Source organism: Streptomyces puniciscabiei (assembly GCF_006715785.1).
GTDB lineage: Bacteria > Actinomycetota > Actinomycetes > Streptomycetales > Streptomycetaceae > Streptomyces > Streptomyces puniciscabiei.
In genome coordinates this window covers 1571936-1585285 of the sequence record NZ_VFNX01000001.1, presented here as the reverse complement: position 1 = coordinate 1585285, position 13350 = coordinate 1571936, and the positions used below count along the sequence as shown (strand labels likewise).

Sequence of the window (13350 nt, the reverse complement as noted above, 5' to 3'; positions counted from 1 at the left end):
CCCCCGCCGGGAGCCTCCCCACCGACCCTCCGGTAACCACTACCGTCGAGGTTGACGACGAGACGTACAGCGCCGTGCGTCTCACTCCGCGACGCGTCCGAGGTGGCATGTGAAGGCGATCCGTCGGTTCACCGTCCGTCCCGTTCTCCCCGAACCCCTCCGGCCGCTGAGTGACCTGGCGCGCAATCTGCGCTGGTCCTGGCATGCGGAAACGCGCGATCTGTTCCAGTCCGTCGACCCCGAGGCATGGGCCGCCGCCGGGGGCGACCCGGTGCGGATACTGGGCCGGGTGCGACCGGCGCGGCTGGCCGAGCTGGCCGGGGACCGGCGGTTCCTGCGCCGCCTCACCGCCGTCGCCGACGACCTCGACGACTATCTGACCGGCGATCGCTGGTACCAGACCCAGGCGGCCGGCATGCCCGCGGCCATCGCCTACTTCTCCCCGGAGTTCGGCATCACGGCCGCGCTGCCCCAGTACTCCGGCGGCCTCGGCATCCTGGCGGGCGACCACCTCAAGGCCGCCAGCGACCTGGGCGTACCCCTGATCGGTGTCGGCCTGCTGTACCGGCACGGGTACTTCCGGCAGACCCTGTCCCGCGACGGCTGGCAGCAGGAGCACTACCCGGTGCTCGACCCCAACGAACTGCCCCTCACCCAGCTGAAGGAGGCCAACGGCACCCTGGCCCAGGTCTCCCTCGCGCTGCCCGGCGGCAGGGCGCTGCACGCCCGGATCTGGCTGGCCCAGGTGGGCAGGGTGCCGCTGCTGCTCCTGGACTCGGACGTGGAGGAGAACGACCTCGGCGAACGCGGGGTGACCGACCGGCTCTACGGCGGCGGCAGCGAGCACCGGCTGCTGCAGGAGATGCTGCTGGGGATAGGGGGTGTCCGGGCGGTACGGACCTACTGCCGCCTCACCGGCCACCCGCACCCCGAGGTGTTCCACACCAACGAGGGACACGCGGGTTTCCTCGGGCTGGAGCGGATCGCCGAACTCTGCGCCGCCGGACTGGACTTCGACTCCTCCCTGGAGGCGGTGCGCGGCGGCACGGTCTTCACCACCCACACTCCCGTCCCGGCCGGCATCGACCGCTTCGACCGGGAGCTGGTCGCCCGGCACTTCGGGGCGGACGCCGAGCTCCCCGGCATCGACGTGCAGCGGATCCTCACCCTCGGTATGGAGACGTACCCGGGTGGCGAGCCGAACCTGTTCAACATGGCGGTGATGGGGCTCAGGCTGGCCCAGCGGGCGAACGGCGTGTCCCTGCTGCACGGGCACGTCAGCCGGGAGATGTTCGCGGGCCTGTGGCCGGGATTCGACCCCGACGAGGTGCCGATCACCTCCGTGACCAACGGGGTGCACGCGCCGACCTGGGTCGCCCCGGAGGTGCTGCGCCTGGGCGCCCGCCAGGTCGGCTCGGAGCGGGCCGAGGACGCGCTGACCGTGGGCGGCTCCGAGCGCTGGGACTCGGTCGCGGAGATCGAGGACCAGGAGATCTGGGAGCTGCGCCGCACCCTGCGCGAACAGCTGGTGCTGGAGGTACGGGAGCGACTGCGGGCGTCATGGCGTCAACGCGGTGCCGGAGACGCCGAGTTGGGCTGGATCGACGGGGTCCTGGACCCGGACGTCCTGACGATCGGCTTCGCGCGCCGCGTGCCGTCGTACAAACGCCTGACGCTGATGCTGAGGGACCGGGACCGCCTGATGGAGCTGCTGCTCCACCCGGACCACCCGATCCAGATCGTCGTGGCGGGCAAGGCACACCCGGCGGACGACAGCGGCAAACGCCTGGTCCAGGAGCTGGTCCGCTTCGCCGACGACCCACGGGTCCGCCACCGCATCGTCTTCCTCCCCGACTACGGCATGGCGATGGCGCAGAAGCTCTACCCCGGCTGTGACATCTGGCTGAACAACCCGCTCAGGCCCCTGGAAGCGTGTGGGACGAGCGGCATGAAGGCGGCGCTCAACGGCTGCCTCAACCTCTCCGTCCTGGACGGCTGGTGGGACGAATGGTTCCAGCCGGACTTCGGCTGGGCCATCCCGACGGCCGACGGCGCGGGCACGGACCCGGACCGCCGGGACGACATCGAGGCGGCGGCGCTCTACGACCTGCTGGAGCAGCGGGTGACCCCGCGCTTCTACGAGCGAGGGCGGGGCGGGTTGCCGGACCGCTGGATCGCGATGGTCCGCCAGACGTTGAGTCTGCTGGGTCCGAAGGTGCTGGCCGGCCGCATGGTCCGCGAGTACGTCGACCGCCTCTACGTCCCCGCCGCGCACGCGCACCGCGCCCTGACCCCGGACACGGCGAGCGACCTGGCCGCCTGGAAGGCCCGGGTGCGGGCGGCCTGGGCAGGGGTGAGCGTGGACCACGTGGAGACGACGGCGCCGACGGCCACGGCGGAGCTGGGCACGACGGTGGGCCTGCGGGTGCGGGTGGCCCTCGGTTCGCTGACCCCCGACGACGTCGAGGTCCAGGCGGTGTCGGGCCGGGTGGACGCGGAGGACCGCATCACGGACGCGACAGTGGTCCCGCTGAAGCCGGCGGGCGCTCCGGACCTGGAGGGCCGCCTGCTGTACGAGGGCCCGCTGGCCCTGGACCGCACGGGTCCGTACGGCTACACGGTCCGCATCCTCCCGGCCCACCGGTTGCTCTCCTCCGCCGCGGAGATGGGTCTGGTGGCGGTGCCTTCGGAGGAGGGGGTGGAGGGGGCGGGGGTTTTGTTGCGGTAGCGACTCCCGCGGTCCGCGGGTTACGGCGTCTTCTTCAGGGCCTCGATGAAGAGGGCGAAGGACCCGGCCGGGACGGTGAGGGTGCCGGCGGCCGGGTCCTTGGAGTCGCGGACGGCGACGTGCGTGCGGGTGTTGGCGATCTCGAGGCACTCGTTGCCGTCGCCCTCGCCCGAGTAAGAGGATTTCCGCCAGTTGTCCATGGGGTGCCTCACAGCTCCTTTGCCAGCCGGTGGATGAAGCCACGGGACTCGACCGGTTCGAGTGATACAGCCTCCACCATACGGAAGCGCGTTCGATAAATGTTGAGCTGAGCCTCGGAATCGATGAAGACTGTGCCATGGGGCGCGTCTCGTACCACCGTGTCCAGCTGGGGCAAGGGGCCGCTGGCGTATGTCATCGCGCTTGACGCGGCAAAGCCGTCCAGGTCGAAGGGGATGACGCGCAGGGTGACGTGGTCTGCTTCGGAGAGCTCAAGGAGCCTGGCGAGCTGTGCCTTCGAGGTGGCTCGGCCACTGACCCTGATGCGAAGTGCCGCCTCATGGATCAGCGCCTTGTATGGGATGGTGATCTTCTGGCGCTCCTTTCGGTGTCGAATGCGCAACTCAAGTTCTTCTTCGGTGAGTTCAGGCAACCTCGACGAGAAGACGGCACGGGCGTAGTCCTCCGTCTGCAGCAGGCCCGGCACGTACAGGATTGCCACGTGGCGCAGGAACCGGGCGTGGTACTCCAGCTCGGACAGGTCCAGGAAGGACGTGGGAAGGAGCCCCCGGTACGCCTCCCACCAGCCGCGTGTCCTGTCAGTGGCCATCTCGACCAGAGCCTCGACGAACTCACCGTCCGCACAGGCGTAATGGGAGGCGAGTCGACGCAGCCGCTCCTCGCTCACTCCGATGAGCCCCGACTCGATGTGGCTGATCTGGGCCCTGTTCATCCCGAGTAGTGCTGCCGCTTGGATGGCTGTGAGTCCGGCCGCCTCGCGGAGCCTGCGCAGTTCGAGCCCCAGGCGCAACTGACGTGCCGTTGGTTCGCGCCTCTGGACCATGAGTTGCTCCTGCTCTATCGGGGGCGGATCACGCGATCAGCTTGCCACGGGTAACAGATTACCCCTACCGTCGGTGACGTAGCGCACACGCAGAGGAAGTGCACCGCTCCGTCCTGCCATGACGGCTGCGGCAGGCCACCGTGCGAGCAAGCACCCACTCACTCACCGGAGGTGATGACGCATGCCCGAAAACGAGCCCTCCGAGTCTCCTGAGTCCTGGGACTACACCCTCTACGTCCCGAACGACCTCAGAGCGGTGACGGTGTGCCGCCGCACTCTGCGCCTGATCCTGACCCTGCACGGTCTGATCGGCCTGGTCGACACGGCGGAGCTGTTGGCGGCGGAGCTGGTGTCGAACGCCGTGCGGCACACGAAGGGGCCGGCCGCGCTGAGGGTCCGCCGTACCCCGGAGGGCATGGTGTGGATCGGGGCGTGGGACACGGACCCGGCCCCACCGGACCCTCCGCGCCCGCTGGAGCAGGTGGCGGACCTGGAGCTGGAGGACGGGCGGGGGCTGGGGCTGGTGAGGGCGTGCGCGGAGTACTGGGGGTGGCAGCCGACGGCCCGGTTCGGGGACCGGGGGAAGTTCGTGTGGTGCGAGCTGGGAGTGGCGTGATGGTCGGCTCGTCGCATGAGGCGTTGCACCGGATCTTCCAGAAGGATCCGACGCTGCTGACGAAGGCGTTACAGAAGGTCCTGCACGTGCCGTTCCCAGAGCCCAGGGAGATCGCGGCGCTGAACATCGACCTGACCGAGATCGAACCGGTCGAGCGCCGGGTGGACACGCTGCTGCGAGCAGAGACGGACGAGGGCACGTATCTGCTGGTGGTGGAGTCGCAGGGGAAGGTGGACGGGCGCAAGCGGGGCAGCTGGCCGTACTACCTGAGCTACCTGTACGAGAAGTACCGCTGCGAGCCGGTGCTCATCGTCATCACCCAGAGCAGCCGCACGGCCAAGTGGGCGTGCCGCCCGATCCGGCTCGGCTTCCCGGGCTGGGAGTCGCTGACCGTACGGCCGCTGGTGCTGGGTCCGGACAACGTGCCGGTCATCGCGGACGAGCGGCAGGCCGAGAAGGACGTCCCCCTTGCGGTGCTGTCGGCCATGACACACGGGCGTGGACCGCAGGCTCCGGCCATACTGGAATCGCTGGCCGCTGCCCTGCGGACCATCGACCCAGACAGTGCCGCAGTCTTCGTGCAGTTCGTCGACTCCTGCCTGGCCGACCCCCAGGCGAAGCAAATGTGGAGGGACCTGATGACGGCGATCCAGTACTTCTGGCGACACCCGCTGGCCGAGCAGGTACGCGCGGAAGGCAGGGAACAGGGCCGGGCTGAGGCCAAGGCCGAGATGGTGCTCCGCGTCCTGGAATGGCGTGACATCCCGGTCCCCGACACCGTCCGGGAGCGCGTGCTGGCCTGCACGGACCTGGACCAACTGGAGGCATGGGCCCAGCGCGCCGTACACGCCACGGACGCGACGGAGTTGTTCGCCGACGAGTGAGCAAGTGACCGTTGGGCCGCTCGCTTCTCGGCGATTCTCGTGCCTCCGCGAGGTGAGTCAAGGGCGCTGCGCGTCGGCTGCGCCGATGGCCCTCCGGGCCACCCTTGACACACCTCGCTCCAGCACGGGGAAGAAGCGAGCGAGCGGCCCGGAAGGGCAATGGCCCTCACCGGTGCCTGCGGGCATCCGTGGGCCGGGCGCGTGCTGTCGGCCAGCGGGCGGTCCCGGCGCGCGTGCAAGGGGCGGGCTCAGCGGCTTGCGGTCGGTGGGTGATGCCAGAAGTGGAAGATGCGTGCCAGGGGGGTGAGTAAACGCGCAGGCCCGGCTGGTGATCGGGGCTTCCAGGCAGCCCAAGACTGCCATTTGTCGCGTCGGCTGTGCGTCCCGATGCGGTCAGCGGAAGGGGATGGTGAGCCAGGGGCTGTCGGGGTCGGACATCAGGATCCGGTGGGCGCTGACCATGTCCTCGTACCAGGGACCGAATTCCTCCTCGTCGAAGTGGAGGGAGCGGCCGAGGATGTAGCCGGCGGAGAAGTCGCGCCACGACTTGTAGGACCGAGCGGCGGCACGGCCGGCCTGGATGACGGCGGACTCGGCCTCCTCGAGCGTTCCGAACCGGGCTCCGAGTCCCCACCGGGCCATCTTCGATGCACGGCCGAGGTCCCAGGCGTCAACGGAGAAGACGTACCGGTTCTCATCGAGCACGCCGTCGGCACGCATGCGGGCCTCATAGCGGGTGATGCGCCCGATGAGCCGGTGCACGCCCTCGATCCGGGCCTGCACCTCGGACTCGGGCCGGGGCTCTGTCTTCGTGACGCCCTCTTCGCTGACGACAACCGTCCCTTCGGAGGTCGCCCGGATGACGTTGGTGGCGGCCTGCCGCCAGTACCCCACGTCGACGTAACCGCCGAAGTCCCGGGCGATGGTCCTGCGCAGCCGGAGGGCGAAGTCCCAGACCGAGCTGTGCTGATCGCAGGCAAGGAGGTCGCGGAGGTAGTACTGCCACTCCTCGCGGGTGGTAATGCCCCACCACTCGCGAAGCCGTTTCCGCTCACCCGGGTATCCCATGCCGTGCCAGGCCATGGCGTTCCAGAAGGAGCCGTTGTGGACACACAGGAGTGCACCACAGGCGAGGCCGTGGGCGACGGTGCCGTGCAGGGGGCCGCCGAAGCGGAGGGTGTGCAGCTGCTGTGACCGCTTCCGATCCGGAGCCTGCTCGCCGAACTGTGCCCAAGCCGCCGAGTGTGGCGGTGCGGAGGGAAGGAACGCCTCGCAAGGACTGCCCGGGTTTACAACGATGAACGGTGGATCGGTCGGCTTCCACACCTTGGGGAACCATTCAACGAAGTTCCAGTCGAACACTCGGTGAGGTTCCGGCGTCGGCAGCATGCCTTCGGTGTAGACGGCCCAGATACGTCCGCCGATGACACGCGGATCGTGCCCGAAGACGGCGTACGTGGCGCTGGGCGTGGCATCTGCCTTGTCCTTCTGTATCTCGAAGAACAGCCTGTTCTCCGCAAGCCGCGCGAAGTACGCCACCCAGTCCCCACGCATCTTGGCCTCGAACAACGCCTGCTCGATCTGCGTTGGTGGTGTCCAGGCAGGGGGTGCCGCAGATTCGATTCCAGCGGGTGGCGGACCGAACGACATGAGACTCGCTGACCTCTCTTTTCTGTTCTCGTGCTGTTGCAGGAGTTTCACCTCAAGACGCTATCTGACTTAGAGTGAATCATCCTGCGTCTCTAGCGGGTCCCGGTTCCAGGAACGCGGAACGGGCGAACAGGTCGGCCGAATTTTGGCGCCGGTGGCCGTGTGTTGGCCGTGAGGTATTTCTCAAGGAGCCTTCTACGTGTCGGTGTCCCGTAGTCGACGTGCGATGTCAATGTCCCGCTGAAGCGCGCTGAGCCGGGGCGGCTCCCGGCTTGCGTCGAGGACGACGACATGCAGCTGATCTCCAACCTGAGGTGGTGCGGTGCTGTCATCCCACCAGGAGGGATGCTTCACCTGATCGATAAAACCGGTCTCACCATCGGCGTCGACCTTTGACCCGACGGGGGCCACTGCGACCACGGTGACGTCGAGCTCTTGATGATTCCGGAACGTCATTTCGGTCCTCCGAATATGGAAACCCAGCTGCGGCCATGGGTTAGCTCGTTGAAGCGATCGAGTTTCTCCACTGGAATCTCGAACTCCAGACGTGGCGCTCCGTTGGGGCCATTGTAGTCGTGAATCTTTGCATGCTCGCCGAATTCCTCAAGGAACGACGGATGCATGTCGTACTTGACCATTCCCTTGGCGAAGTTGACGCCCGTCGGTCCGGCGTACTCGGCTGCGACATCCCGTTCGCCAAAGTAGATCTTCCCATCGGAAATGATGCCGCCGCCGATGTCTACTCCAGGCTGGTGGTTGGCCGGATTTGGGCCGTTCGCAAGTTCGTATTCCGCATGGGCTCCCTTAGGGGTCCGGTAGATCGAAATGTAGTCCGGCGCCAGACCCAGGTAGTCCGTCCACGACAGGGGGTTTGACACATAGGTCGACGGGTTGGGTGCTGGCCCGAGCCCGAGGGGGTCGGGGGTGAGGTAGCGGGCAGTCTCTGGGTCGTAATGGCGGAAGTAGTTGTAGTGGAGGCCCGTTTCGGGGTCGTAGTACTGGCCTGGGAAGCGTAGGGGTGTGTAGGTGGTGCTGTTCGTCGACCACGCCGTCGTTCCCCAGAGGGCGCCTCTCGTGCGCCAAGCTATGTCGCCCTGTTCGTCTATGAGTTCGTTCGGGGTGCCGACGAGGTCGGTGACGATGGCGAAGAAGCGGGAGTCGATCTCTTCTTGGGGCGCGTCGGCCGCGGTGATGCGTTCCGTTTGGGTCAGGGGGCGTAGGTCCTGGTGGTCCCAGGTGAGGGTGACCGGGTTGGGGAGGTCGGAAGAAGTTGTGGTCTGTTCGCAGAGGGTGGTGCCGTCCCAGGTGAAGTCCACCCGTTCCACGACCGTTTCGCCGTCGGCGGCCATGCGGAGTTTTGCTGTGCGGCGGCCCAGGGGGTCGTAGGTGTAGCGCCAGCGGGTGCCGTCCGGTGTCGTCACCGACGTGAGGCGGTCCTCGGCGTCCCATTCGTAGCGCCATGTGTCCGGCTTTCTCGACAGCCGGGTCTTCTGGCGGAGGGTGATGCGGCCGAGTGCGTCGTGTTCGTAGCGCACGTTGCCGGCTCGGGTGATGCGGGTGCCCATGTAGGTGCGTGGGCCCGTTGCCTCCTGGCCCGGGTGGTCCGACGGCCAGGACGCCTGGGTCTGGTTGCCTGCCTCGTCGTACGCGTATCGCTCCGTCCAGCCTGCCGCGTGGACTGCCGTCACCCTGCCCGTCGCGTCCAGGTCGAAGCGGCGCTCGCCGTTCAGGTGGTCGGCGATACCGTTGACGTTGCCGTCGGCTCGGTAGGTGTACGCCCGGTGCTGGAGCGTGCGGCCCTGCGCGCCGGTCACCGACTGCGTCGTCAGGCGGCCCAGCGCGTCGAAGGTGTGCTCGAGAGTGATCGTTTCGGCGATGTGACGGGTCAGCTCGCGGCCCGCTTCGTCGTACGTGAAGTCGATCGAACGGCCTGATGCCACCAAGCCGTTACGACGACCTGCCGCGTCGTACGACCAAGTGGAAACCGCGCCGGTTGGGGTGGTGCGGCCCGTGCGGCGGCCCAGGGTGTCGTACGTGTACGTCACCGTGCGGTCGTTGACCGTCTCCGAGACGAGGCGTCCGTGGCGGTCGCGCAGCAAGGTCAGGGTGGTGCCGTCCGGGCCTGTGGCCTGGGCGAGTCGGTCCGTGAAATCGTATGCGTACGTCGTCACCTGGCCTGCCGTGTCCTTGCGGAGCACCTGGCCCAGTTCGTTGCGTTCGAAAGACGTGACCTGGCCGAGGGGGTCGCGGCGGAAGATCAGACGACCCGCGGCGTCGTATTCGTACCTCTGTGTGCGGTCGTCGAAGTCCGTGTCCCTCACCAGGCGGCCTGCCGCGTCGTACTCGTATGTCCACGTCAGGCCCTGCGGGTTGGTGACCTTCGTCAGGCGGAGCTCCGCGTCGTGGGCGAACTCGTAGCGGACGCCGTCCGGGCCCGTGCGGGCCGTCAGCAGGTCGAAGTGGGTGTATTCGAAGCGGGAGACGCCGCCCAGGGGGTCGGTGTGGCTGGTGCAGTTGCCCTCGCCGTCGTACGCCCACGTCTCCGTCGTGCCGTCGGGGGCCGTGCGGCGGGTCAGGTGGCCCTCGAGTGACCATTCCAGGCGGGTTGTCGCGCCGGTGGGGTCGTTGATCGCGGTTGGGCGGCCCAGGGCGTCCCGTTCGTAGCTGGTCACCGCGCCCAGGGGGTCCCTGACCTCCAGCGGGAGGCCCGCGGGGTCGCAGACCAGGCTCGTCGTGTTGCCCAGCGGGTCCGTGACCGACGTCAGGTGGCCGGCCTCGTTGTACGTGAACCGGGTCGTCTGGCCCGCCGGGTCCGTCACCGTCGTGCGGTTGCCCCGGTCGTCGTACGTCTGGCGGATGATCGTGCCGTCCGGGTTCAGCAGCTTCACCGGCAGGCCCAGGGAGTTGTACTCCGCCCGGGCTTCGCGGCCGTCCGGGCGAACCACTCGGGTGACGTTGCCTGCGTCGTCGTACTCGAAGGTCGTCGTGTGGCCCAGCGGGTTCGTCGTGGAGAGCAGGCGGTGGTGGCGGTCGCGGACGTAGCGGGTCGGCGCGCCCAGGGCGTCTGTCTCTGCGACGACCTGCCAGGTGTCGTTGACCAGGTAGTGGCGGGTGCGGCCCTCGCCGGTCGTGGCCGTCGTGGTGCGCAGGCCTGTCGCAGGGTTCGGGCCCTCGTAGGTCAGGCGCAGGGTCATGTGGCCGGCCGAGCCGCCCTCAGCGACACAGCGGTCCTGGTCGTCGTACTCGTAGCTGTAGCTGCGGTCGTTCGTGTCCGTCCAGGAAGTGACCCGGCCTCGCTCGTCGTAGGTGAAACGCAGGGGGAGGCCGGAGGAGTTGAAGACCTCGGTGAGGTTGCCGTCCGTGTACGCGAAGCGTTTCAGTTCCTCGCTTGTCGCGGTCAAGTGGTACGCCGTGACGCGGCCCGCATCCGTGGTGATGCGGACGCCCTGGCCGGAGCCCGCGAACACGCCTACAGGGGTGCCCTCGACGTCGTACTCGAAGGAGATCCAGTTGCCGTTGCGGTCGTCTATCTGTTCCAGGACCGCCAGGCTGTCGCCTCGATCGGCGAAGTGCCGCACCTGGCCGGTGTGCGGGTCGGTGATCGTGTAGCCACCGTCCACCCGGTCCAGGGGGAGGCGTGGGCCGTGGCTCGCCACGGTGGGCACGCCCGGTGCCGGATGCGGGTACGACAGGAGCAGGCCGTCCTCCGTGACGTAGACGACTCCCTCCGCGTCGATCTCCAGGCGCTGGTCCAGCGTTGAGGACCAGGACGGGCCGAACCAGTGGCCCAAGTGGTAGCCCGACTCCACTCGACGGGTCAGGACCAACGGCAGTGCGCCGGGGAGCGAGACGTCCGTCTGCGGCAGGTACATCTTGCCGGTGGCCAGATTGATCGGGTCCGTGCCGCCGCTCTCCGTACTGCTCTCGTCGTGCGAGTGCTGCGCCGGGTCCTCGTTGACCTCGTGCCGGGCTGTCGTTCTGCCCGCGCCCTCCGCCCCGGTCCGGGCCTCGCTCCGTGCCGCTGCTTCCGCCGCCTGTCGGGTCAGTCCCGCTTCCGCCGCGTCCCGCGCCAGACCGAGTTCCATTCCGGCGCCGTCGCCGACGGGGAGCTGGGACAACATGCGGCCTTCGAACTCGGCGGGGTCCTTGCGGGCCTGGTTCCACATGTCCTTCAGGGCCCGGTCGGGGTGCATGTCCGCGGAGACGAGGCCGGCCAGGGTCATGCTCAGGCCTTGGAGGTACTCGGCGGGATGTGTGACGTTGTACGGGTCGGTGGGGTCCACGCTGCGGACGAAGCCGATCAGGCCGGCCGCACCCTTGATCACGCCGCCGCCGAAGTGGACCGCTTCGGTGGTGTCGGCCAGAAGGAGGTCGCCGAAGTCGCTTTCCAGGCGTTGCAGTGGCGGGGGCTCGGCGGGTGCGTGGGCGAGGGCCGCTTTGACCTTGCCCTGGGCTTCGGCGGCGGCGGTGTTGCGCTGCTTGCGGGCCGCGGCGAGTTTGTGGACGGCCTCGGTGATGTCGGCCTTGCCCGGGTCGTGGAACGGGCCGGGTTTGGGGCCCGGGTCCTGCCCTGCTTTCACCTTGGCGTTGTAGGCGTCGACCTTCTTGTTGTAGGCGTCGGTGCCGTCCTTGGAGGCCTTCACACCCTTGTCGTAGAGGGCGATGGCCTCCTTGGCCTGGCCCTGCGCCCACTGGACGGTGTCGGCGTAGGACTCCAGGGCGGCCGAAGCCGTGTGGCAGGCGTCGGCCGCCTGAGCCCACTTGGCCGGGTGGACCCCGAACTTCTTGCGGAAGGCGTCCCCGCCCTCGCCCTGCCAGCCGGAGGAGTCGACCTTCCTCAGGCCCTGGCCGACCTTGTCGAAGGCATCGTGGAACTTCCGCAGGTGTTTGGCGCTCTCGCGGATGCTGTGGGGGCTGCCGTGGAGGAGTTGGCTCGCGTCGTCGCTCTGGCCGAGTTGCTTCTCGCCCGGGGTGGCGCCCAGGTCGGAGGCCAGTCCGTCGCCCCAGTCCTCGACCGCGTTCGCCCAGTCGTGCAGCCCGACGTGGTCGAGGCCTTTGCCGACCTCGTCGGTGACGTAGTCGACGCCTTCACCGAGCTTCTTCTTGCCCTGGTCGTAGAGGTGCTCGGCACCGCCCACGATCGAGTTGGCGACCTTGCCCCACCCCATCAGCCCTCACCGCCCTGCTGCCCGGCGCCCTGGGCGCCGGCCTGTGGAGAGGCGGGGAAGACTGTGTCGACGTACTTGTTCCACTCGGCATCCGAGATACCGGCTGGCCGGACGCCCATGTTCTCGGCTGCCTGCGAGTGCATGAAGTCCCGCCCGTTGGCCATCCAGGCCTGCTTGCTGGTGTCCCACGCCTTGTCGAAGGACTTCTCGCTGTAGTCCGGGTGGGTGTAGGCGTCCGCCGTGCTGTCGGCCCACTGGCCCCAGCTCATCTTCTCGACGTCTGCTTCGGAGGCATGCGGGTTGCCTACCAGCGAGTTCGCACCGACCTTCAACGCGCCGCTGACATACTGATCGGTCTCGTAGTAGGTACCAGCCGCAAGTCCCGTGTCGTGGGCGAAGTTGTTGCCCTCGATGATCAGCGTCCGCACGCCCCACTCCCAGCGGTCGCAGAACGACTGGAACTCGCCGGTCAGCCCCTCGTGCCCCAACTCCATGCCGGACAGGGCGATCTCGTTGAACCCACGCCCGGCGCCGGCCTCGCCGATCATGCCGATGTCCTTCAATTCCGCCAGGGCATCGGTCAGGCCCTTGGCGATCAGCGCCAGACCTTCCGTCTTCAGGTCCTTGCCGCGTTCACCGGTCACCGCGCATCCCCCGTCGCTGTCGCCCGTGCCTCGATGTCCACCGCCACTGCGTCCGGCACGATCCCGCGCACCGGCGGAAACAGCGCGCCCTCATCCTCGGATCCCACATCCAGCGCCACCCCGCACGGCACCCCCACCGCCGGAACCGCCGCATCCAGCAGCCGCGCCCCGAGCCACCGTTGGTACTCCCACTCCCGGCCCGCCTCGCCGCGGGCGAGCGCGAAACGGGCCATGGTGTGCTCGTTGGAGAAGGCGTAGATCCAGCGCACGCCACCGAAGTCGACCGTGAGCAGTCCGTTGTTCTCCGCGTCGAGAGGGACGAGTACGGCAGTTCGGCGGAACTCGCCCAGCAGCAGGGCGAATTCGCGGCGCCGGCGCTCGACAGCATCCAAGGCATCGGTTGAGGTCGCTGCCTGCTCAGGCGAACCCGCTCCCTCGGATGCCTCCGGCCCGGCCGTCTCCTGCTGTTCAGCGTGGGGCAGGTCCACATAGTCGTACAGCCTTGACCTGCGTATTCGCGCCGACTGTTCGGCAGCGCCCCCGTTTTCGAACATGTCTCGGATCATCACATCAGCACATTGCGCATCGCAACGGGGAACGGTGAGGCGCCGGGCGGGA

10 protein-coding genes are annotated in these 13350 nt (G+C 68.3%); 3 read left to right on the top strand and 7 right to left on the bottom strand.

Annotation, left to right across the window (positions count from 1 at the left end):
• The first annotated feature begins 109 nt into the window (after positions 1 to 109).
• Positions 110 to 2728: a glycosyltransferase family 1 protein gene (locus FB563_RS07030; protein ID WP_142218541.1), complete on the top strand. Its 2619-nt coding sequence runs from the start codon at positions 110 to 112 to the stop codon at positions 2726 to 2728.
• A gap of 20 nt (positions 2729 to 2748) precedes the next feature.
• On the opposite strand, the gene FB563_RS07025 is transcribed toward FB563_RS07030, so the two are convergent.
• The gene (locus tag FB563_RS07025) at positions 2749 to 2928 is read right to left on the bottom strand and encodes a DUF397 domain-containing protein (protein WP_055709846.1); all 180 of its coding nucleotides are present in this window, start codon (positions 2926 to 2928) and stop codon (positions 2749 to 2751) included.
• 8 nt (positions 2929 to 2936) lie between these two features.
• The gene (locus FB563_RS07020; protein WP_055709847.1) at positions 2937 to 3770 is read right to left on the bottom strand and encodes a helix-turn-helix domain-containing protein; all 834 of its coding nucleotides are present in this window, start codon (positions 3768 to 3770) and stop codon (positions 2937 to 2939) included.
• A 181-nt stretch (positions 3771 to 3951) separates the two neighbouring features.
• On the opposite strand from FB563_RS07020, the gene FB563_RS07015 reads away from it, so the two are divergent.
• On the top strand, positions 3952 to 4386 hold the full coding sequence (locus FB563_RS07015; RefSeq protein WP_055709848.1) for an ATP-binding protein: 435 nt from the start codon (positions 3952 to 3954) through the stop codon (positions 4384 to 4386).
• The gene (locus FB563_RS07010) at positions 4386 to 5270 is read left to right on the top strand and encodes an RpnC/YadD family protein (RefSeq protein ID WP_055709849.1); all 885 of its coding nucleotides are present in this window, start codon (positions 4386 to 4388) and stop codon (positions 5268 to 5270) included. Before FB563_RS07015 ends, FB563_RS07010 begins: the two co-directional genes overlap by 1 nt.
• A 393-nt stretch (positions 5271 to 5663) precedes the next feature.
• Here the strand turns inward: FB563_RS07010 and FB563_RS07005 are convergent, their stop codons facing one another.
• From FB563_RS07005 to FB563_RS06985, 5 genes are all read right to left on the bottom strand, one after another.
• Positions 5664 to 6839, bottom strand: coding sequence for a DUF1266 domain-containing protein (locus tag FB563_RS07005; RefSeq protein WP_234358050.1), 1176 nt, complete (start codon positions 6837 to 6839; stop codon positions 5664 to 5666).
• Between the two features lie 276 nt (positions 6840 to 7115).
• Positions 7116 to 7376 carry a hypothetical protein gene (locus FB563_RS07000; protein WP_055709851.1) on the bottom strand — a complete coding sequence of 87 codons (261 nt, stop codon included), beginning with the start codon at positions 7374 to 7376 and terminating at the stop codon, positions 7116 to 7118.
• A complete protein-coding gene (locus FB563_RS06995; protein ID WP_079049091.1) occupies positions 7373 to 12088 on the bottom strand; it encodes a putative T7SS-secreted protein in 4716 nt (1571 codons plus the stop codon). Before FB563_RS06995 ends, FB563_RS07000 begins: the two co-directional genes overlap by 4 nt.
• On the bottom strand, positions 12088 to 12732 hold the full coding sequence (locus FB563_RS06990; RefSeq protein ID WP_055709852.1) for a hypothetical protein: 645 nt from the start codon (positions 12730 to 12732) through the stop codon (positions 12088 to 12090). The genes FB563_RS06995 and FB563_RS06990 overlap by 1 nt, the downstream gene beginning before the upstream one ends.
• Positions 12729 to 13286, bottom strand: coding sequence for a hypothetical protein (locus tag FB563_RS06985; RefSeq protein ID WP_234358051.1), 558 nt, complete (start codon positions 13284 to 13286; stop codon positions 12729 to 12731). The genes FB563_RS06990 and FB563_RS06985 overlap by 4 nt, the downstream gene beginning before the upstream one ends.
• Positions 13287 to 13350: the final 64 nt, after the last annotated feature.